The 21338-nt window shown below is 49.7% G+C and carries 22 protein-coding genes; 12 read left to right on the top strand and 10 right to left on the bottom strand.

Features of this window, described 5'->3' with window-relative positions; all coding sequences use genetic code 11:
- The first annotated feature begins 132 nt into the window (after nt 1–132).
- Nucleotides 133–1413 (top strand): sensor histidine kinase, encoded by a 1281-nt coding sequence (locus BN8_RS21390; protein WP_009284024.1) that lies wholly within the window; start codon nt 133–135, stop codon nt 1411–1413.
- Between the two features lie 58 nt (nt 1414–1471).
- Here BN8_RS21390 and BN8_RS21395 read toward each other — a convergent pair whose 3' ends face one another.
- Nucleotides 1472–1855, bottom strand: coding sequence for a DUF1573 domain-containing protein (locus tag BN8_RS21395; protein WP_009284025.1), 384 nt, complete (start codon nt 1853–1855; stop codon nt 1472–1474).
- 220 nt (nt 1856–2075) lie between these two features.
- Here BN8_RS21395 and BN8_RS21400 point away from each other — a divergent pair, with 220 nt between their 5' ends.
- The 4 genes from BN8_RS21400 (at nt 2076) to BN8_RS21415 (ending at nt 6153) form a co-directional block, all read left to right on the top strand.
- Nucleotides 2076–3347, top strand: coding sequence for a sensor histidine kinase (locus tag BN8_RS21400; RefSeq protein ID WP_009284027.1), 1272 nt, complete (start codon nt 2076–2078; stop codon nt 3345–3347).
- On the top strand, nt 3334–4026 hold the full coding sequence (locus BN8_RS32185) for a response regulator transcription factor (RefSeq protein WP_040006414.1): 693 nt from the start codon (nt 3334–3336) through the stop codon (nt 4024–4026). Before BN8_RS21400 ends, BN8_RS32185 begins: the two co-directional genes overlap by 14 nt.
- 26 nt (nt 4027–4052) lie before the next feature.
- Nucleotides 4053–5165 carry a hypothetical protein gene (locus BN8_RS21410; RefSeq protein WP_009284029.1) on the top strand — a complete coding sequence of 371 codons (1113 nt, stop codon included), beginning with the start codon at nt 4053–4055 and terminating at the stop codon, nt 5163–5165.
- A gap of 109 nt (nt 5166–5274) precedes the next feature.
- The gene (locus tag BN8_RS21415) at nt 5275–6153 is read left to right on the top strand and encodes a TolB family protein (protein ID WP_229368235.1); all 879 of its coding nucleotides are present in this window, start codon (nt 5275–5277) and stop codon (nt 6151–6153) included.
- A gap of 41 nt (nt 6154–6194) precedes the next feature.
- Here the strand turns inward: BN8_RS21415 and BN8_RS21420 are convergent, their stop codons facing one another.
- Nucleotides 6195–7394: a lipase family protein gene (locus BN8_RS21420; protein ID WP_040006416.1), complete on the bottom strand. Its 1200-nt coding sequence runs from the start codon at nt 7392–7394 to the stop codon at nt 6195–6197.
- Between the two features lie 439 nt (nt 7395–7833).
- Here BN8_RS21420 and BN8_RS21425 point away from each other — a divergent pair, with 439 nt between their 5' ends.
- The 6 genes from BN8_RS21425 to BN8_RS33670 all read left to right on the top strand — a co-directional run bounded on the left by BN8_RS21425 (nt 7834) and on the right by BN8_RS33670 (nt 11143).
- Nucleotides 7834–8541 (top strand): YiaD family glycine zipper/OmpA-like lipoprotein, encoded by a 708-nt coding sequence (locus BN8_RS21425; RefSeq protein ID WP_040006417.1) that lies wholly within the window; start codon nt 7834–7836, stop codon nt 8539–8541.
- A gap of 26 nt (nt 8542–8567) precedes the next feature.
- Nucleotides 8568–8780 carry a hypervirulence associated TUDOR domain-containing protein gene (locus BN8_RS21430; RefSeq protein ID WP_009284034.1) on the top strand — a complete coding sequence of 71 codons (213 nt, stop codon included), beginning with the start codon at nt 8568–8570 and terminating at the stop codon, nt 8778–8780.
- Nucleotides 8781–8803: 23 nt separating this feature from the next.
- Nucleotides 8804–9169 (top strand): DUF3140 domain-containing protein, encoded by a 366-nt coding sequence (locus BN8_RS21435; RefSeq protein WP_009284035.1) that lies wholly within the window; start codon nt 8804–8806, stop codon nt 9167–9169.
- A 74-nt stretch (nt 9170–9243) separates the two neighbouring features.
- Nucleotides 9244–9699, top strand: a complete 456-nt coding sequence (locus tag BN8_RS21440; RefSeq protein WP_009284036.1) for a ferritin-like domain-containing protein — start codon at nt 9244–9246, stop codon at nt 9697–9699.
- A gap of 359 nt (nt 9700–10058) precedes the next feature.
- Nucleotides 10059–10556 (top strand): carboxypeptidase-like regulatory domain-containing protein, encoded by a 498-nt coding sequence (locus BN8_RS33665; protein ID WP_009284037.1) that lies wholly within the window; start codon nt 10059–10061, stop codon nt 10554–10556.
- Nucleotides 10553–11143, top strand: coding sequence for a TonB-dependent receptor plug domain-containing protein (locus BN8_RS33670; RefSeq protein ID WP_040006419.1), 591 nt, complete (start codon nt 10553–10555; stop codon nt 11141–11143). Before BN8_RS33665 ends, BN8_RS33670 begins: the two co-directional genes overlap by 4 nt.
- A 134-nt stretch (nt 11144–11277) precedes the next feature.
- On the opposite strand, the gene BN8_RS21455 is transcribed toward BN8_RS33670, so the two are convergent.
- The 8 genes from BN8_RS21455 to BN8_RS31980 form a co-directional block, all read right to left on the bottom strand.
- Nucleotides 11278–12006 (bottom strand): DUF3891 family protein, encoded by a 729-nt coding sequence (locus BN8_RS21455; RefSeq protein WP_009284039.1) that lies wholly within the window; start codon nt 12004–12006, stop codon nt 11278–11280.
- A 121-nt stretch (nt 12007–12127) separates the two neighbouring features.
- The gene (locus BN8_RS21460) at nt 12128–12547 is read right to left on the bottom strand and encodes a response regulator (protein ID WP_009284040.1); all 420 of its coding nucleotides are present in this window, start codon (nt 12545–12547) and stop codon (nt 12128–12130) included.
- 352 nt (nt 12548–12899) lie between these two features.
- Nucleotides 12900–13406 carry a pyridoxamine 5'-phosphate oxidase family protein gene (locus BN8_RS21470; protein ID WP_009284041.1) on the bottom strand — a complete coding sequence of 169 codons (507 nt, stop codon included), beginning with the start codon at nt 13404–13406 and terminating at the stop codon, nt 12900–12902.
- Nucleotides 13407–13687: 281 nt separating this feature from the next.
- Nucleotides 13688–14107 (bottom strand): four-helix bundle copper-binding protein, encoded by a 420-nt coding sequence (locus tag BN8_RS21475; protein WP_009284042.1) that lies wholly within the window; start codon nt 14105–14107, stop codon nt 13688–13690.
- 529 nt (nt 14108–14636) lie between these two features.
- The gene (locus BN8_RS21480) at nt 14637–15134 is read right to left on the bottom strand and encodes a hypothetical protein (RefSeq protein ID WP_040006421.1); all 498 of its coding nucleotides are present in this window, start codon (nt 15132–15134) and stop codon (nt 14637–14639) included.
- Nucleotides 15135–15248: 114 nt separating this feature from the next.
- Nucleotides 15249–16736, bottom strand: a complete 1488-nt coding sequence (locus BN8_RS21485; protein WP_009284044.1) for a hybrid sensor histidine kinase/response regulator — start codon at nt 16734–16736, stop codon at nt 15249–15251.
- A 10-nt stretch (nt 16737–16746) separates the two neighbouring features.
- A complete protein-coding gene (locus BN8_RS21490; RefSeq protein ID WP_009284045.1) occupies nt 16747–17190 on the bottom strand; it encodes a response regulator in 444 nt (147 codons plus the stop codon).
- 170 nt (nt 17191–17360) lie between these two features.
- A complete protein-coding gene (locus BN8_RS31980) occupies nt 17361–20384 on the bottom strand; it encodes a PAS domain-containing protein (RefSeq protein ID WP_192579083.1) in 3024 nt (1007 codons plus the stop codon).
- Nucleotides 20385–20625: 241 nt separating this feature from the next.
- Between BN8_RS31980 and BN8_RS21500 the strand changes: the two genes are divergently transcribed.
- The gene (locus BN8_RS21500) at nt 20626–21270 is read left to right on the top strand and encodes a porin family protein (RefSeq protein WP_009284047.1); all 645 of its coding nucleotides are present in this window, start codon (nt 20626–20628) and stop codon (nt 21268–21270) included.
- The last annotated feature ends 68 nt before the right edge of the window (nt 21271–21338 follow it).

Consider the following 21338-nt stretch of genomic DNA (forward strand, 5'->3'; position numbering starts at 1 on the left):
AGCCATCAAGCCATTCTCGGAAAGCGAATTTAACTTAACAATCTTTTCAAAATAAACACAGTTGGTTATTTAGTGTTTTATCGGTCAGGAAAAGTGGCCGTTCACAGCCGCGCTAACTCGATAACCAGCACCATGCCCACCGAGCCCGACAAGTCCGGCCAGCCACTACTTGACTTGCCTACTTATTTATTCGCCCGTCGTGAAGCGGTACTCAACATCTGGCGGTCCACCTGCGAAGCAGACCCGACGATCTACCATGTAGCCAACCTTTCGCGGGAAGAATTCAACGACCAGATTCCCGTCGTGCTCGACCTGTTTGATCAGCAACTGCGGGGGCAGCCATTGAGCTACAACCTGATTGACATTGCCAGAGAGCATGGACTACATCGCTGGCATAAGGGCTATCCACTCCATGCGCTACTCTCCGAACTAAGCCATTTCTTTCAATGCCTGGCCACCGAGGTAACGAACTATGCACAACATTACCCAACGGCCAACACCGCTCTTCTATACAAAGCCTATGAATCAATCGTTCACTTCAGCAGCCTGCTGACCAGTGGGAGCGTAACACGCTATACCGAACTTCTGCGCGAACAGGCCATTGGCCGGGCGGAAGCCTTACAACTCACATTGACTCAGGTTCAGGAATTAACGCGGCAGCGGAGTACGCTTCTGCGATCGGCTACGCACGACCTGCGCGGAGGACTCGGAATTATTCAGGGGGCGGCTTCGCTGCTTTCCAAACCAAATGCCACTGATGAAGAACAGGCCAATCGCCTGAATATGCTCCAACGCAACTTACTATCGATCAGTGATATGCTAAGCCAGCTAACCGATCTGGCCCGACTGGAAGCAGGTCAGGAGACGGTTCATATCGATACGTTCAACGCAAGCGAACTGCTCCGGAATACGGTGCTGAGCATTGAGCCGTTAGCTCAGGAACGGGGCCTTGTTCTACAGGCAGATGGCCCTGATGATCTGGTCGTGAGGAATGACCGGATTCTGGTACAACGGATCATCCAGAATCTGCTTCTGAACGCGGTCAAATATACATTTGTAGGTTTTGTGTCAGTTTCCTGGTCTGTCATTGATAATCACTACTGGATTATCAGCATTCAGGATACAGGTCCGGGCTTACCCGCCAACCTGGCTTCCTCTATCTCGGAACCCCTGAAACCAACCGTCGAATCGGCCAGCGTTTTGCAGCCCCCTCCCCAACTGACGAAAGTCGACAAAACAGGAGCCGTTTCTCCACCAAATGCCAATTCAGACAAATCCGTTGGCGAGGGCATTGGACTGTACGTTGTCAAACGGCTTTGCGAGCTGCTCGGGGCAAATCTGGACATTGAAACTCAGCCCGGAAAAGGGACGTTGTTCCGGCTCCGTCTGGCAACGCAGCTCGAAACTATCTAAACTGCTCTCTTCAGCCGCCGGCCGACGTTCATGCGTACCGGCGGCTGAACGATCGTTTTCAGCGCATCACCTCGCCTTTGATGTAAAGCGTTGCTACCCCGCCTTCCGCGTTGGACTCGACCGTAACGGTTTTGTTAAACGCCCCCGGCGAAGCGGCATTGAAAGTGGCTTTGATCGTGCCCGCCTGTCCAGGCATAACGGCCGCTTTGGGATACTCGACGCCCGTGCAGCCACAAGACCCTCTCGCGTTGGAAATCACGAGCGGAATTTCGCCCTTGTTTGTGAATTCAAACGTGGCTGTTACAGGCTTACCCTGCGGAATACGGCCGAAGTTATGGCTTGTCTGGCCCCACCCAAAAAGGGCAGCCGCCCGGTGTGCTGAGGTTGATGCCGCTACGGCGCACATCAGCAATAATGAACCGAAAAACAGAATGCGTTTCATACAGACTAATAGTTTTGAAAGTTTTGACACCGCACTCAACCGAGTACGTCACAAACCTAGCCTACGTCCTTTTCTCCGCTTGTTAAGGGCTTGCTAACGTTTGTTAATGAGTTGTTAATGGATGCCACTTCACGAAAAAGGAATTGAGCAGCTACGTATTTAATCCGTATTTTTCCATCGAAAACTTTCCGCCCGAATACGGTTTAACTTACAACGTAGTATGTCGCGTCGTTTGATCCGCTTGCTGGTTGCCTTATCGGTACTGTCGATTATCGGCATTCTGTGCGTACAGGCGGTGTGGGTACGTAATGCCTATGCCCTTCGCGAACGCCAGTTCCGACAGTCGGCCTTTATTGCCTTGCAGGACGTAGCAGACGAGGTTGCCCGCCTGAATCAGTTTACGCTGAACCGGTACGCAGTCACTCAACTATCGCCGGATTACTTCATCGTCAATACGGATGCGCCAATTGATCCCGTCACGCTGGAATCGCTGATTCAGAACTCCCTCCAGGGCCACAAACTCATCACGGACTTTGAGTACGGAATTTATAACTGCGAGTCAGATCGGATGCTGTACGGGGCCTACGTTAGCACGAGTGCTAACGGACAGCCGGCGACTACTCGGAACCGTAACCTGCCTAAATTTTCGCGCTATACGTATTACTTCGGGATTCGTTTCCCGAATCAGGCTGGTTTCGTAGCCGGTCAGTTAAACGGCTGGCTCTGGTCAACAGCCGCCGTGCTGATTGTCGTTATCTTCTTTGGCTACACCCTGACTGTCGTGTTGCGGCAACGGCGATTAACCGAAGTACAACGCGACTTCATCAACAACATTACGCATGAGTTGCAGACCCCTGTTTCGACCCTGCGCATAGCCGCTGATGTTCTCCAGTCGGACGCCATTACCCATCACCCCGACCGACTTCGGCAATACGCCCGGGTTATCCAGGAAGAAAGCACTCGGTTGCAGAAGCAAGTCAACAGTGTGCTTCAGCTCGCCCGTACCGAACGGATTGGCTTTTCGCTGCACCTGGCCGAAGTCGATCTCCACGACCTTTTGCAAACTACCGCCGACACCTTCCGGCCTTACGTACAGCTTGACCTGCAAGCGCCTTCTGCAACGATTCTGGCCGATCGATACCATCTGGAAAACTTTATTAACAACCTGGTCGATAACGCCATCAAATATTGCGATACAACCCCGCAGGTAACGCTACGTACTCAGCTCGAGGCTGGACAGGTGGTCTGGTCGGTAGTAGATAATGGTATCGGCATTGCTCCCGAGCATCAGAAGTCAGTCTTCCGGCAATTTTATCGGGTTACGTCGGGGCGTATCCATAAGGGCACCGGCTTTGGCCTGGGGCTGTACTATGTCCAACAGGTGGCCCGTGCGCACCGCTGGCGTCTTCAGTTGGTCAGTCAATTGGGAGGTGGCAGTACGTTTTCTATTCGCTGCCCCTTGTCTGCAGTTTCGCACTATGAACCCGCCTAAGGCCCACATTCTATTCGTTGAAGACGACGTCAATCTCGGTTTCGTCACGCGCGACAACCTCGAAATGGCCCAGTTTGCCGTAACGCACTGTACAACCGGCACCCAAGCCTGGCATACGTTCAAACCCGGCAAATTCGACGTATGTCTCCTGGATGTAATGCTGCCCCAATGCGACGGTTTTACCCTGGCGCGCCAAATTCGGGCCGTTGACGCCCAGGTGCCCATTCTTTTCCTGAGCGCCTTGTCTGACAAAGACGACCGGATTCAGGGGTTGCGGCTTGGTGCCGACGATTACCTGACCAAGCCGTTCAGCATTGAAGAATTATTGTTGAAAATAGATGTTTTCCTGCGCCGAAGCCGCTCGAAGTCTGTTCTCACCGACAGAAATCGTTTAGCGGGGATAGCGTTCGACTATCAGAACCTGATGCTGACGATTAACGATCAAGCACAACTGCTGACTCACCGCGAAGCGGATGTACTGGCTTATTTGCTGGAACGCCCCAACGCGCTGATTCGCCGGGAAGAACTGCTAAGGGCCATCTGGGGCGACGACGATTATTTTATGGGCCGCAGCCTGGACGTATTCATTTCGCGCCTGCGTAAGCGATTTGCCGATCACCCAGCCATCCGTATTGAGAATGTACACGGTGTTGGTTTTGTTTTTCGCCAAAATACCTAGTTTGCGGCATCTTTCTACCTGACGCCATGAACCGCCGATTAGCGTTCCTGTTTTTTCTTCCCTGCCTGATCATTGTCAGTTGCCGTACGTCCAGACCGTCGGTTTCGGCTAAAGCTCCCACCTCAGCCCGAATTGTTGACGAAGGGTTCCTTACGTGCTTCCCCAGCGGTACGTCGCTGAACGGGCAGCTTGTCTGGTGCGAGGTGTCGGCAGTGCTGATGAACGGCCAGCAAGCCTTACTCGCCAACGACAAAGACGTACCGGCTGGCTTAAGTCCGGTTTTCGGCAAACCCCTGACAGCCTTATCCGATTCGACACAAGCGCCCACGTATCTGACGGAAGAAGCGTTCATAGCCGCCCGGAAATATGAAGATTTTGCCCAGACACCCAACCAGCAGTTGGTACTTCTGACAACGGCCTTTGATCGGATCAAAACGGGGAGTACTGAATGGGACGGCTACAATACGGTGTTGTACTGGCCTAAAGGCAATGAACATCAGCCCCGTGTGCTGGCGCCTTCCGATACGGCCCGGACCTCAATAGCATACCGGCAGCCTATTTCGCAAGTACTGGCCAACGAAGAGTTTCCGGGCGCTATGCCCTATTTTAAGATCGAAGGACTGGCCGCAACGGACAAGCACTTGCTGTTTGGGATACGGGAAGAAGGCAAGGCATTCGACAATTTTAAGCACCGGGTCAAAGTGATCAGCGTTTCGTATGCCCTGGAAGGCGCTGGCAACGACCGACGGATACGGCTTCAGAACGACTGGAAGCTAATTACTGACTTCAACCCCGCTGCCGCCGAGCCGTCCCTGCCTGGCCCGCTTGCCTTATCGAGCCTTGAATATGATCCCATACGCGAGCGGTTCTGGCTCCTAACCTCCCTCGAAGCCAATGGTCAGGTTGATGCTTACTTGTGGACCATCACACAGGCCGACCTGTTTGCCAACAAACCGTTCACATTAATGCGCGACGAGATGGGTCAACCGCTGCATTTTGGCCATAAAGCCGAAGACCTGACCCTGCTTGCGCCGAACCGCTTGCTGGTCGTTCATGACGATGACCGGGTCCGTACCACCGTGGGCAAGCAAACGCGCCAACCCAATCAGGCAGCCTACACCGTGGTTGAAATCCGGTAGTTTTAGCAGTTGGCCTTCTTTGGTACAGGCAGCATAACCAGCTACGTACCGACTCATGAAGGTTTCCTTATTGATAATTTTTTACAGCACCCTGCTAATTAGTACTTCTGTGGCTCAATCCGTTGTGAGTCATCTGGAAACCTATGATCTGGCAACGGGAAAACGTCGGACCATCCGAATAGATACCGCTCGGTTTGAAGCCCCAAACTGGACCCGCGATGGGAAATACCTACTCATCAATCAGAGCGGTCGAATGTACCAGGTGACCCTTGCCGACGGCCGTAAGGAACAACTGGACACTGGCCCGCTGGCACAGTGCAACAACGACCACGGCCTGACACCCGACGGCAGGACGTTAATCATCAGCAATAACACAAAGGGAGCTACCCGGTCGCCATCACTTATATACACCGTACCGCTGGCGGTTGGCACAGGCTCAGTCCAGACGCCCCAGCTCGTTACCCCCACGGGGCCATCGTACTGGCATGGCGTGTCGCCCGACGGCAAAACACTGGCCTTTGTTGGCGAACGTAGTGGACCGGATGGAAAAACCGATTTTGACATTTATACCATTCCTATTACTGGCGGTCCAGAAACCCGCGTAACCACCTCGCCCGGTCTCGACGACGGTCCGGAGTATTCGCCTGATGGCCGATACATCTATTTTAACTCGATGCGGACAGGCCGAATGCAACTCTGGCGAATGCGGCCCGATGGTGCTCAACCCGAGCAGCTTACCAGCGACGCCTACGCAAACTGGTTCCCACACGTATCGCCCGATGGGCGCTGGATTGTGTTTATTAGCTACGTTCAGGACCAGGGCTCAGCGCACCCCGCCGACAAAGAGGTGATGCTCCGCCTGATCGATCTCAACGCCGGGAAGAACGCTCCGATACGCGAGTTAGCCCGGTTCCGGGGCGGGCAGGGCACCATCAACGTACCGAGTTGGTCGCCCGATAGTAAATCGTTTGCCTTTGTCAGCTACTAGCCACAAAAAAGGCCAGTCACCGACTGGCCCCTCATGCTGCCTTACAAATTGGATGGATTCGTAAAGAATGTATACGTACCGAGTATAAACTCAATCAGACCCGTTGCGTGGGTTGCGTTGCGGATCGGATATAGCTTCACGTTCGTGGCCCCGCGTTTCTGCATGGCATCGTATGCATTTTGCGAGTTAAAGTAAAAGACAAGATTATCAGCAGTTCCGTGATACAACCGGGTTGGCGTCCGGGGCTTCCAGTCATAGACATCGTTATCCGCTACGGCTTCGACAAATGCCTGATCGGTTTCTTCAGCAGCCGCCTTTTTGAATGCGTCAGTAAATGCATCATTCAGGCTCACGCCAATGTTGGCATTACGTCCGCTTTCGGCAACCCGGGATGCGTAGGGTTCTTTGAAGTAATAGGATGCCGGTCGGTTCAACCCGTAAATGCGGTCGTAGGTTAGCAGAACCCAGGTGTACAGCCGGTTATAATCCGAATTAGTAGTGGTCCGGTTACTAACCAGATAGCGCATGGTAGCCGTTTTATCATACGCGCCCGCTCCCAGACTCGACGCCACCAGATTAAACTCCTCGCCGGTTTCTTCCTCAATTTTTTTCTGGAGCGACATGCTGGCGTATCCGCCTTCAGAATACCCGGTAATAAACAGCCGACTATCCCATTTTATCTGCTGGTCGGCCAGAAATTCGCGTGACGCCCGCAACATATCAAGCGATGCCGTTGCCAGTCCCTCCCGGTGTTCATACGTATGTGGTAAATCTTTTGAAACACCGTAGCCAATGTAGTCGGGTGCGGCTACGATGTAGCCCTGCGCAGCAAACAAGGTTCCAAAGGTGTAGATTTCGCTCCCCGAGTTGTAGTAGGATGGGGCCTCGGCATCGCTGGCAATAGTACCATGCTGGGCACTGATCAATGGCATTGCTCCATCGGTATTTGGAACCAAAAGAGCCCCGGAGGCTTTTATCGGTTTGCCGTCCGTATTGGTTGTATTGTACTCAATCCGGTACACCTTGATACCGTACCGCACCAGTAACTGCACCGGTGCCAGAGCCCCCGTAAACCGCCCACGTAATTGACTTGCCTGAAATTCTCCGATCAGCTTGCTATCGGCCAGTACACGTTCCGGAGCGACCGGAGTTGCCAATTCAGTGCTATTTTTACAACTAATGGGCGTGAGGATTATCATGACGCCCAGCACCAGGGTAAGAAAAGCTTTTAACGTTAGCATAAGGATGAAATAAGTCGGCTAAAGACCAGCAGCGAGCTACATACTGTTTCAATAAAACGTTGCTTATAGCTGTTTCGTTTCAAAATCCTTTCTCTTAATTAGGCACTAATCTCTACATAATTGTCTAGTTTACAGAGATATAACCTAAACCTTGCCTGCAAAATCCTATAATTTATATATACAAATAGGTAGGCTTCCTTATAAGTGTGGAAGTGGGAAATGTGGAAGCCACTCCACAGGATTAGGCATCTCACTTCACGATTTACTCTACTAGATTGGTTACCTATGAGAGCCAGTTAATCACGACTTTTCTGAGCTTTTCGTAGTAATACACTGTCTAACAGCGGTTTTCGCCATGCACTTTACCCGATTTTAAAATCTGATCTTATTCTGGTATAGCATTTGGCTAATGAAGGATAGTACCATGAGTTCACACACTATGAATAAACAGAACATCAACACGAAGACAATGGCAGTGGTGCTGGCGGTAAGCCTGCTTTCTACCGACGCCCTCACAAGTTGTCAATCAATTAAGCGAAATACCAATAAAACACAGCGCGGAGCCGCTATCGGTGCGGGCGCAGGAGCAGTAGTAGGTGGCGTAGTAGGTCGGCGGTCTGGCAACACAGCAGTCGGCGCTATTTTAGGAGCAACAGTAGGTGGTGCAGCCGGGGCGGTTATCGGTCGCCGGATGGACAAACAAGCTGAAGAAATGAAGCGCGACCTACCAAACGCCCAAGTTGAGCGGGTTGGCGAAGGTATCAAGATTACGTTTGGCTCCGACATCCTGTTCGATGTCGACTCGTATCAACTCAAGCCCGACACAAAGCGGCAACTCACGGAGTTTGCGCAGACGCTGACCAAGTACGAAGACACCGACATTCTGGTTGAAGGTCATGCCGACGCTACCGGATCAGACGATTACAACCTGAAGTTATCGCGGCAACGGGCCGATGCAGTAGCCGGTTACCTACGTGAGCAGGGTGTGAAAGCCTCCCGACTTGATGAAAAAGGGTATGGTGAAGCTCAACCCATTGCCGACAACAGCACGGAATCCGGACGCCAGAAAAACCGTCGGGTTGATATAGCGGTCTACGCGAACAAAGAAATGCAGCGGGCCGCTAAGAAAGGCACCCTGGAGGAATAATCAGCTACGGCGAAACCTGAAGAACGATGGCAACGGTGAAGAAAGGCGACGAGGTAGAATGGAAGTACGGGAAAGGTAAAGCATCCGGAACCGTTGCCGAAGTTCACAAAGATGACGTTACGAAGAAAACTCAGGGCTCTAAAACCAAGCGTAAAGGGTCTGAAGACGAACCAGCCTTAGTGATCAAACAAGGTGACAAGCAGATTGTAAAATCGGCAAGTGAAGTCAAGAAGAAATAACGTAACTGAACGCAGAAGCAGCTATGGCAACCGCAACGAAAGAGACTACCGACAAGCAGGAAAAAGAAAACCAGCAGGTTGAAAAAGACTTTAAAGAGCTTGTCAACATGTCTGCGTCGGAGTTGAAAAAGTGGCTTGACACAGACGAGTCGAAAGCTGTCGGTCAAAAGAAAGACGGCGCAAAGGAATCAACCGGTCACGAATCCGGTCGGAAAATCATCGAAATTCTTGATAAGAAAAAGAGTGAATACGATGAGGATGACTACGACCAGATGCATCGGACTGTAAGTTATATCAAGCGGCATATGGCTCAGGAGCCTAAGGAAACGGAGGGCAGCAACTGGGCATATTCGCTGAAAAACTGGGGCCATGATCCCAACAAGAAGTAAGATTTTAAGTACGCTTTCTGATTTACTCAACGACCAGTTAATAGTACCCTTGAACACAGTAAGATAGACAAGTTATGAACGTTAAGGAAACCCGGGGTGAAATCCTCGATCAACTGAATAAGCTGCTGACCCGCAACCACGATGCCGAAAAAGGCTATCAGGAAGCAGCCGACAATGTGAAAGACGCCGAACTGAAAAGCCTGTTTTTAGCTCAGTCACGGCAGCGTAGCGAATTTGCGGCTGAATTAGCCCGCGAAATCCGGACGCTAGGTGGAGACCCCGATAATGGAACGAGCTTTGCCGCCGACCTGCACCGGGCCTGGATCAACGTCAAATCGACGTTTGCCAGCAATGATGATAAAGCTACGGTTGAAGAGTGTCGTCGGGGTGATCAGGAGGCCCTCGATGATTACAATACCGTACTGCAAGAAACTGATCTGGTTGCCAGTACGCGCGAACTGCTGCTGCGCCAGAAACAGAGCATCGAGTCAGCACATGCCTCGATGGCTCGCCTAGCCTTGGTAGTGTAGTGAATGGTGGGATCGGAAAGCCTGCGTCCTCTGGATGCAGGCTTTTTTGTTTTAATCTACTTGTTTAATCGGCATGATATTTTGCCGTCACAAAAAACCTCCAGGAGTTGTTTTATCCACTTAAGCCCCGATAAAAGGCTACATAGACGATCTGACAGTAATTAATTACAATAGCAGGCTTTCGTCATCCATTAATAAGGGTTTGCTCTTACATGATTACCTTAGCCAGAAAGCCTGAAAGGTTAAATAACAAGCCACCTTCATGGTAACCACAACTTGTTTGTTAGCAAACTAAGGTATAGGACAGGCATAGGTATAACTGCATTGCGAAACTCTTAATAGAGAGTAACTTAAGCACTATGCGTTGCCCGTTCTTCATTGGCTGGATAACTGTCGCTCTACTTTTTGGATTGACCCGGCCGGCTCTTGGACAAACAACAGCCGTACTAACTGGCTACGTAACGGATGCTACGAGTGGAAAACCCATGCCGTTTGCTCACGTTTATGTCAATGGATCAACGCGGGGTGCAATCACCGACGAAAAAGGCTTTTATACATTGGCAGGTGTGCCACTCGGCACGGTCGAAATAGCCGCTTCATTTGTTGGCTATCAGCCTGCTACCCAAAAAATCAGATTTAATAATACGTCTCCACAAAAAGCCAATTTCGGGCTGAAAGTCAATGAACAAACGCTGAATGCCGTAACCGTACGCGGCAATATCAAACAGTGGGAGCGGCACCTACGCCAATTTAAAAAGCAGCTTTTTGGCGAACCGTTTGGCGGCCAATGCCTGCGGCTGATGCTGTTCTCGTATTCAATGAGAAATCGCCAACCTACCCGAATCTATACGAAATGATTCAGGGGCGATTGGCGGGTGTGACGGTTACACGGGAAGGGGCCACACAAGCAAGAAGCTATAAGGTCTTTATTCGGGGGGTGGGTAGTTTCAAAAGTGGTATGCAGCCATTGTATCTGATGGATGGTGTACCCATTCAGGATCCTGATGGAACCGCATTGATGTACTTCAACTCAAGTGATATTGAACGTATTGAATTACTGAAAAATGCGGGTACGGCAGGAATGTACGGGGTTCGGGGAGGTAATGGCGTTATTGCTTTTTACACCAGAAGCAAACGTTCTATGCAGGGCAGCGCCAAACCTAAATCGGGTATGACGCCGATTCAATTCATTGGTTACCCCTCGGTTCAGCGTGAGTTTTATGTACCACGCTATGATACGGAAGTAGCAACCAGCGCTATTTCTGGCCCCGTCGATCACCGGGATGTATTATACTGGAAACCGCTCATGCAAACTGACAGTCAGGGGCGCAGCCAGCTACGTTTTCCGCTGTCGGACGTAGTGCGAACGGTGCGAATTGTGATTCAGGGCGTCACTGCCGATGGTCGTCCGGTGTCAGGCGTTCAATTGATACAGGTTCAATAATGTAGCGATTCACGCAAAGGCTTGTAGCGAAGAAAGCCATGATTCTTCTAACATCATAATGAAATGCCCTATACATAAGCATGTGTAGGGCATTTCATTTGTCTCTAAACACAATCTCTTTTTATCAATGCATGTTATTTGCTGAATCGCCACGTCAATACCTCAATAGATGCGTCCTGTAAGGCATTGTACAATTCATTGTCCGACGAAAAAGCCAACTGCACTAATTGAAACGATTCCACATGAACGTCAAAAGTGGCCGCTTCAAAGGGCCAGGGTTCAACGCCTAACGTACCGTCCTTACGCTGCAAAATGAAATACGGAATCTTATCCGGCCCAATACTGATTTCCAGCCGTCGCTGCTCAGGCGGCACCTGATCCTGACACAGGATTAACGACAAAGCATCGCACCACTGCACAAAGGAATAAGCATATTCAGCTTCTTCTTTGGTAGCGCCGTACTGTCTTCGCCATTTTGGCTGATTATCATTACGCTGCTGATCCAGAAACGTGTCCAAATCTTTATCCTGACCGCGTTTAGACTCGTACAGGAAGGACGTATGCATGGATAGCATTAACGCATTCCACCGACTTTTTTCAAGCCCAATCTGGATCATCTTCCGCGCTTGCTCAACCGAATACTCCAGCACCTGAAAATCCATCGGCGCACCGGCAGATGTCAGGTGGTTCTTTCCTTCCCAGGCATCTTGACCGTCGTCGTGTTCAGTCAGCGCCACCAGGGTTTCAACCCAATGAATCGGTCGCTTGTCAACCTGCCACTGTAAAGCCAGTTGAAAAGCCAGAAGGCCATGCGCCTGCTGATGAATAATACGCCAGCCCTTATCGGTTTGTGTTACAATCATTAACTATATCCGCTATACGTTCATAGAAACTGGCTATGCCTTCTGTTTCCAGATAGTAAACAGCTAAACGTTTCGATTGTCTTTTCAGGCTTGGATTGATTCATCAACTTATTCGACGGATTCAATCGGCGGTCGAAAATAAACACTGCTTCATGAGCCCATCAACAGCCTGGACGAGCTGCGGGTAGCTTTTAATTTTACTGATAAAAGCAGCAGCTCCCAACTGAAAACAATATTTAACAACGGATTCCTCATCCGATCCACTCATCACGGCCACCGGAATGGAGCGCAGTTGTTCGTCGCAGGCCAGCAGCTGCAGAATTTCTTTACCACTAAGGATAGGCATATGCAAATCCAGCAGAATCAGATCAGGAAGCCGTCCGTCGAGTGAATGAGTTAACCGAATCATCAAATCAGATCCATCTTTTAGGAATCTTACAGTACAATCTTTGTGATTCTCTTCAAAAAGTACAGACAATACATACGTATCATCCGCGTCGTCGTCAACAACGTAGATTAGTGGGCAATTCCGATGAAGCATAAAGTGAGTATTAGTACAGTATAGGTGAACATTGAGTTACTCAAGCACAGCAATACTAATAATTAATTACATTGATTGTATGCCACAGTAAATATATTGTCAAAATTCGCAATTCAACTACCTGTAATAAGACTACTATCAAAATCCATTAAATTATCATACAATAAACGAGCAATTAATCCTTTGCAAACCTGTCCTGAAAATCTGTATTTATACTCATATGTAAGTAGGCTGGCTATTATAACTTTGACCTCACTCGAAGGCGCGTATAGATGCGAATTTATCTTGATGTTCAACATAAAAAAGCCACTCATAAGAGTAGCTTTTTTATACATAAATGTATACTACCGTTTTAGCTATTGTACACCTTTTGATTTTCTCCTTCCTTGTACGTATCGCCTGTTACGGCCGCCCGGGCCATTTCCAGAAACCGCACCATGCGGCTCGACGTCGAATCCCAGTATTCGGCCAGCTCCGTATGCACTTTCAATAGAGTAAGTTCGGGATCATCTTTGCCGTCGGGAAACCAGGGTTTAGCGGCCGGCGACCAAAGTTCGTCAATTTTAGCCCGGTCATATACTTCATCGGCCGAGCCGGATACAGACACGTAGGAGGCTTCATCCGGATGGGCAAAGGCCAGGTTGACCCGGTGTTCGTGCTTATCAATCTGGTCTACTTTTGGTGCGCTCTTTTTCGTAAAGAACCAGAATGTACCATTTTCATCCATCTGCATGGTAGCCATTGGACGACTTACCAGGTTTCCCTGATCATCAATGGTGGTCATCATGGCAATCCGGATGTCTTTGACCAACTCCCTGATTTTTTCTAATTGTTCGTTCCGTTGCGTTTTCGTTTCCATAACGTGTGTGTTTTACAATTCAACGTCTAAAAAGTCAATTTGTTCATAAGCCATATTTTACAAAAACGCCAACCCTTAGTCGTTCTGAAACGAGCTAACGGCTGGCGTCTTTGTATCAATATATATGTTGCCGGAAGGAGCGGGCGGTTGTCAGCAGTTTCCGCTTTGTTATTCACGCCACATCATCAGCCGGTATGAATTAGCATCATTACTTACCTTCTACTACCGCTTTGATGCCGTCAACCGCCCAAACTTCCGGGTATCTTTGGCAGGCTACCTGCTTAGTTGTACAGCGTATCGCGCAGATCGATACCGTAAAACAGCGAAGCGGGCGTCGTTGCCGGATTCGTCACGTTTGTATCTGTCTCGTAGGCCATTTCCAGAATGGTTACGCAACTGCGAATCGTCTGCTGACACATGGCATGTACCTGTTGGCAGCGCTCATGGTTAGTGAACTGATTAACCTCCTGAGCACATTTTTCACACACTTCGATACAGGCTTTTGCCAACAGCCGGGTGTTCTCCGAGCCACGTACGTAAAGCATCGCCAACTGACGGCACATGTCCGCACAATCAAGGTTCAGGAAGATACACCGATACCAGTTTTCAATATCTTCTGAACGAGAACATTCAGTGGCAAACTCATCGCACAAGGCTGCGCAACCGGTCAGCGAGTCGTAAATATTTTTCTTCCAGATCATAGCTTTTACTGAATTTCAAATTAGGCTAAAGGGCTCTTTCACGCCAGATGTGGGGCCGTGAATGTACATTTACCATATCCGGCTCGGCCGGAGAACGACGGGCCCAGCGACGGGCCTCATTAATACTTGTGGCAATGGCCTCGTCCCTCCCCAAATGCCCCTGCTCTATCAGCATATTTGCTATCTCAATAGCCTTAGCGCGGGTGCTGGGGCTAAGTGAGCGCATGGCAGCAGGGAAGTGAGTTGTTGTCCACATTGTTGCGATCGTTATTGTCTCATACAGTACATTGCCTTTTTCGTGCCAGTTGCTACGCAACTACACTTACAGTAACGTTAGGCAAACCAAGGCTTTAATAATCAGACAATTAAAACTTTGTACCTATGCATTTTTAATCTCTTTATAGTAACGCATCCTCTGCTGATGTGGAAATTTTACAAGGGCACTGTGTAAAGTTTTACACACATTACCTCAACAAAAAAGCCGACTCATGACCAAGTCGGCTTGATTAGATAATGTTACTGCCCAGAATTAATCAGCCCGGACAGCATTGAGTTGAGCGTCTGTCTTGCTAACCAAATATTCTGTTCGTGCTTTCACCTCCGGCCATTTTTCGGCAGTCGTAAATTCCAGGTTCTTAAGTTCATCCGCCATTCGCTGCCGGTACGTTTTTAACGTGTTTATCGCTTGTTGCAGGCTTTTCTTCCGATTATTGCTAACCTCTGTGAGTGTGCGCTCATAATGAGCGATTTTATCATCAATGTCCTCAATAGTGGCACTGATATCCTCACGTGCATTATCGCGCTCTTTTCGCCATTGCCGAGCAAAGTCTTTCCGAGCACTGTCGACCTCAGCCTGCTGTTCACGCACCTCATCGATATCCGCACCAGCTTCGGCCGCGTCCACCACATCTGCTTGCTCTTCCCGTATTTGTTCCGCTTTTTTTTCTGTACTTGAATTACAGCCGATGGGTAATGTAGCCATCATTAGTACAATCCCTAAAGCCAGTACGAGCCGGTTAGTCTTCATAACATCGCTGTTTTGAAGACTAACCGGCTCGATTGATGAATGTTTACACTATGTCTGCGCGCTGCGAATTTAAGGACTTAAAGCTGCTGCATCAGCTGGTGCCTAACGCTACTCCTACTGCTGCTTTGGGAAATACAGCCGGAACGTAGTCCCATGGCCTGGCTGGCTTTCTACTTCAATACTTCCCCGGTGGCTGTTAACGATGTTTTGGGTAGCAGTGAGCCCCAGCCCCATACCACCTGACTTGCCAGTAAAGAACGGATCGAAGAGTCGCTGCCGATCGGCTTCTTTTATACCACTGCCGTTGTCAGAAACCTGGATAAAGACTCGATTATCGTCGGTACATTCAGTTACCACGCGTAGCACGCCCTGGCCGGCCTCCATAGCTTCTACAGCATTGATGAGGATATTCAGCAGCGCTGTCTTTACCTGTTCGCGGTCAAGTGGAGCCTGGCAGTCGTCGAGCGACAGCTCGGTTTCCAGCCGCATATTCTTCAGTTTGATCCGGTCGGCCACCAATTGAATGGTAGCTTTCACAACGGAATTAAGATCCTGCACCTGCCGATCAAGTTCGCGCGGCTTCGATGAATTCAGCATCTCAGTGATGAGCTGCCCGATACGATCTACATTCCGTCCAATGATGTCCGTAAACATAGTAATGTATTCATCGTCAGCAGGTAGCTCTTCCTTAAGCTGCTCCAGCGCCAGACTCAGGTTCGTAAGCGGATTACGGACTTCGTGGGCAATGCTACGGGCAATTTTGCCGGTCATGCTCAGTTTTTCGGCGATCAGCAATTCCTGCTGTGCTTTTTTCTGCTCCGTAATATCCCGCACAATACCCTGATACCACTGTGGCCGTCCGGACGCGTCTTCAACTGCCCAGACCGAAATCAGGCAGATTCGCTTACGTCCACCTTTACTATTCAGGACCGTTTCAAAATCCTTTAGCTGGCCATGTTCCCGTACTGTAAAGCGTAGTTGGCGGAGGTGGTTAAAATCAGCAAAAAGCCGGGCTGGGTTAAGTTGCCGGAGTTCATCGCGGCTATAACCGAGCAGTCTTTCTACCGATGGGTTCGCATCCTGGAACCGCATGAGGCTATCGGCTACAAAAATGGCGTCGATAGACCGCTCGAACAACGAGCGGTACTTGTTTTCTTTCTCCGCAATTTCGGCCAGCACTTCCGCTTGCTTGAGCGCGTACCGGATGCTGCGGCCCAGGACCTGCGGATCGATCCGGCCTTTAACCAGGTAATCGGCGGCCCCCAGTTCAAGCGCCGACTGGTCGACGGTCAGATCGTCCTGCCCTGTCAACAGAATCATGGGTGCCCGGCATCCCATCCGGAAGGCCTGCTGAATAAATTCGATCCCAGTGCGACTACCCAATCGATAATCGACCAGGTATACGTCATAATGTTCGGATTCTACGGCCGCCAGCGCGTTTTCGTAATCATCGACCCAATCGAGTTTAACGTTGGCATTCTCGCGGGCCGAAACCATCGTTTTGGTTAAAATATAATCGTCTTCGTCGTCTTCAACCAGAAGAACGCGAATGGCTGTTTGCTTTCTTTGCGAAACGTCGAGTGAAAAATCTACAGCATCCATACGGGCGTAGTTATTGCGGAAGTTTAACGGTATCCATCCAATAAGTTTTCAGGGCACCAATCATCTCAACAAGCCGGTTGAAGTTAAACGGCTTTGTCACAAACGAATTAACCCCCAGGTTATACGTCTTTACAACATCTTCGTCGGCCGACGATGTAGTCATAACCACTACAGGAAGCCGACGTAGTTTAGGATCTTCTTTAATCTCTTCTAGGGCCTGAAAGCCATTTTTGCGGGGCATGTTCAGATCCAGTATGAGCAAATTTGGCCAGGGCGCGTTCAATTCATTATAGCGGCCAATACGATGCAGGTATTCCATCAACTCCTCTCCATCCTCTACAAACTGAATTTCCTGTGTATAGCCATTCTGCCGTAACGCCCGTTCGAGAAACATACGATCATCTATATCGTCGTCAGCAATCAGAATTGTCATAGCTGGAAGTTTACGGTGCATACGGTTATGATAGTTGGTAAAGCAATATCTTATGTTAGATGTGTTTTTTGTCGTTACGTATTATTGCGTATATGCCCATCTTACACCATGTGCCACACAAAGCAGAGAATCAAGTCTCATTGACAGGCAATAACCAAATTAATTCAGTCAAATTTACTACAAAACTTTCACTACCCGTTCTCAGTAGGGAACAAAATGACAAACGAGGCTCCCTGCCCCAGCCGTCCCTCCGCCCGGATGATTCCACGGTGGTTTTCCACCACTTTCTCGACAATGGATAAACCGATTCCGGTTCCGCTGTAATTAGACCGTGTGTGCAATCGCTGGAAGAGTTGAAAAATCCGCTCAGCATACGCTTGCTCAAACCCGATCCCGTTGTCGGCCACAGTGATTTCAGCAAACTTTTGACTGGTCGCAACGGTCAACTGATCTATCTCCTGAGCCGCTACCAGACGCGACGAGATGGTGATCAACGGCTGAACGTCAGGCTTTGAAAACTTCAGCGCGTTACTCAGCAGATTTTGAAATAGTTGTCTCAACTGAAGCTCATCACCCTGAATGGTTGGCAATGACCCGACCTGAAGCACCGCTTTTTTACTGTGAATGGTTGTATCTAAATCACTAACTACTTCGCTAATCACCTGGTTGAGGTTCACCTCCCGGAACGTATCACGCTTGTTGGCCACCCGCGAGTAGGCCAGCAAGTCTCTGATAAGCGTCTGCATCCGCTGAGCTGCCGATTGCATTCGCCGAACGATGTCGGCACCGGACTCGCTCAGTTGGCCTGCATACTGGCTTTGCAGCACATCGCCGAACGTTATGACTTTCCGAAGTGGCTCCTGCAGATCGTGTGAGGCTACGTAGGCAAATTGTTCGAGGTTGGCGTTTGAACGTTTCAACTCCTGGACCGACAGCTCCAGTTGTTGCTGCAAGCGCTTCAATGGAGTAAAATCTGCGAACGTAACCAGCACATCATCGCCGAGCCTGGTAGCCGCAATATCGAGCCAACTATCGATTCCATCCGCTTTATAATAAAAATCGAACCGTATACTCTCCCCTGTTTCGTATGTCCGTAGGTAGCGGTCAAACAACCCGTTGGTTTTATAAGCCGGGAACCATCGACTACCCAGATCCCCCTGAAGAATGTCCGACTTTTGCCCTACATAATCGGCCAGCGTTCGATTAGCCGTCTTGAACCGAAAGTCGACCACCCTTCCGGATTCATCACGCACCGGACTGAATAGAAAAATTCCGGTTTGCGACATATCAATTATACCCTGGAGCTTCGCTGCCGCTTCCTTGATGACCAGTGCCGCCTGTTTCGACTGGCTTATATCGGTGAACGTAACCACACAGCCATCGTCCAGCTTTGTTATTGATACTGCATACCAGGTATTGTAGTCGGGTAAATGACGTTCCAGTCGTAGTGGCTGCCCTGTATTAATGACTTGGCTATATTCATCAAATACGCCGGTCTGTCGGCTATCCGGATAAATGGTTAGCAGTGTACTGCCCGCAATATCCTTTCCGGTACGAGCCATAATATCTTCCCGGGCGGTCTGATTAAAAAGCTCAAACCAGAAATCGACAATGTCCCCCTGCTCATCACGAATGGCCTGAAATACAATCGTTCCGTTCAGAGATGTGTTCAGAATACTGTCCAGTTGCCGGTTCTTTGCTTCGATCAGATGAGAGGCCTGGCGTGACTGCGTAATGTCGAGAAACGTACAAACGACACCATCATCCAGTCTGGCAACCGATAATGAATACCATTTATCGAAGCCCCCGACGGCATAATGAACATCCACCGTAGTTGACTCGCCCGACGTCATAACCTGGCTGGCGATAACAAGTAAACGTTGCGATTCATCACCGGAATAAACATCCAGGAGTGTGCGGCCAATAACGTCATTGGGCAACTGCGCCAACTGGTGAGCGGCCCGGTTGCACTGAACATACCGAAGATTGATCAGGTTTCCGAGGTCATCATACATACTTTCGAACGTAATGACTCCCTCGGGCGACCCATCCAAAATGGTACTAAAGCGAAGTGCCTGCGCCTGTTCACGCAACTGGGTTTCCTTCAGGATACTGATGTCCAGAAACGATACGATAACCTGCTCATCGGTAAAACGCACGACCGACACCTCCAGCCAGCGCTGATTAGGCTCAAAGAAGTACTCGACCCGTAGCGGCTCACCCGTGGACAGAACATGCAGGTACCCTTCATACATTCCGCCGGTCGCACCGGCCGGGTCCAGTTCCGACAGCCTCAAGCTCATCACCTGTTCGGCCGTGTATCCCGTAATGGCAAGCGCTGACTGATTGTAAAAAACAACTTGAAAGTCAACAATTCCGCCGGTTTCATCCGTCACAGCCTGACACATGAGCATGCCGGTTATCGAACTGTTCAGGACCTTATCTAATTCGTTCTTCCGCCGTTCTGCTTCCAGCGCAGCGGCTTTTTTCTCGGTGATATCAACAAATACGGCAACAGCCTCATCGGGACCCGACGGTGCTATCGACACATTATGCCAACCCCCAAACGATGGAATCAATACATCTACGTTGATAGCCTGCCCCATTTGCACGACTTTGGTCAATTGCTCAAACAGCGTCCATTGATCCGGGTACAATTGCAGCAATGTAGATGTCTGCACCTGGGTCTGATCAAGCTTTGCAGTGTCAAGAGCCTTCTGATTCAGACTAATTAACCTGAAGTCAACAATCTGACCGTACTGATCACGCTGAGCCTTATACGACACGATGCAAGTCGGCGATGTATCGAGTAGCTGATTGAGTAAACGCGCCTGTTCTTGCTGTTCCGTTACATTGCGAATGGTTACGAGCACCCCATCGCCCAGTTTTTTTACCCGCAGTGCGAGGTATGCATCCAGATTAGGGTCATAAAACGCGTAATCAGCTACTTCATCTCTATCGACAACCAACGCATACTGACTTACAATCGGCGCTAGAATGTCTACCTGCCCGGGATTGTCGGCCATCATCCGAACACCTACCTCCAGTTGATAGGGCGGTGGGGCAATTGTCCGGAACTGCTCATTGAAGTACGTAAGCCTGAAATCAACGATAGAACCAGCCTGATCTCGTATAGCGTCGTAACAGACCACACCATCCGGGAGCAGATCAAGCAATTGGGTGAAGAGTAAGGTGGTCGGCTGATGGGTTAACATGCGAACGTAACGTTGAACAAAATTTCCCATTTTGTGGAAGCCCATCCGCACGAAAAGAGAAATTTCAAGATTGACTGGCCGCGTAAACGATTAGTCAAATGTATTGAAAACTCCTGATATATAGCCAAACAGACAGCGTCAGCGCCTTCTACGGCAAGAATGGCACGAATTTATCGATAAAGACCAAGTGATAGTGCCCATCAGATCTGGGCTCATATACTCAACAGATGTGTTTAACACTATGAAAAGACCATTCAACACGTTTTTACTGACCGCGGCCATTGCGGTTGGTTCATACGCACTACAGTCAACAAATGTTCAGGCGCAAAGTACTGCGCGAGTTGGGATCAAAGGCGGCTTTAACGCAAGCACATTGTATTACGACAGCGATGGGGTCAATGATAAGAACGAACGGTATGGGTTTCATGCTGGAGTCTTCGCACAGATTCCCGCCGGCGATTTCTTTGCGATTCAGCCGGAACTGCTGTATACAACAAAGGGGGCGTCTGGCAACTACAACATTCTGGGCATAAATGGTACAAACACGTTCCGCCTGAACTACGCTGAGCTGCCTGTGCTGGCTACGTTTAAGTTGGGCAATACGGTCGATCTACAGCTCGGGCCTTACGTAGCTTATCTGCTCAACTCTGATATCAACTCGAACGGTGATTTCGGAACGGGTGTCGCCCGCATTGACCGCGATAACTTCAACAAAGTAGACTACGGTGTAGCCGGTGGTCTGAATCTCTACCTCGGAAAAGCGCTGATTGGTGTCCGGTACGGTCAGGGGATCCAACGTATCGCCGACAGTGGCGTAGCGCGAACCATCCTTGGCAATGCTAAGAATGGCGTTGGCATGATTTCAATTGGGTATAGCTTCAACTAACCGAAGCGCTCCGATAAGAGAAACAAAAAGGTCGACATCATTCTGTCGACCTTTTGTCAAGTGCTTCA

The organism is Fibrisoma limi BUZ 3 (assembly GCF_000296815.2).
Taxonomy (GTDB): domain Bacteria; phylum Bacteroidota; class Bacteroidia; order Cytophagales; family Spirosomataceae; genus Fibrisoma; species Fibrisoma limi.